The following is a 328-nucleotide window of genomic DNA, read 5'->3' on the forward strand; positions in this document are numbered from 1 at the left end:
ACAAATCCATGGGCAGCCGCATCTCCGACATGACGCTGTTGTCCACGGGTGAGCAGATCGACGCGCAAAAGAATTACGTGGTCGGCGGCTGGGCCTCGGTCAACGAAGGCACCGAAGGCCCGCCCATTTACGACTTGGTGTCGGATCACATTCGCAAGAAGAAGGTCATCGACCTCAAACCCAACAACTCGATCAAAGTGGTGGGGGCTTAATCACACATGGATCCGTTTGACATCACCTACTGGGGCGCGTTCGGCGCGGGCATCTTAAGCTTTGCCTCGCCCTGCGTGTTGCCCTTGATCCCGGCTTATCTGTGCTTTTTGGGGGG

Annotated in this window: 1 pseudogene; it reads left to right on the forward strand. The window is 57.0% G+C overall.

Going from position 1 to position 328, the window contains the following annotated elements:
* Window positions 1-212 (forward strand): annotated as a pseudogene (locus V5T82_RS18165) (thiosulfohydrolase SoxB); the annotation flags it as partial.
* Window positions 213-328 lie beyond the last annotated feature (116 nt).

Source organism: Magnetovibrio sp. PR-2 (assembly GCF_036689815.1).
Classification (GTDB): domain Bacteria; phylum Pseudomonadota; class Alphaproteobacteria; order Rhodospirillales; family Magnetovibrionaceae; genus Magnetovibrio.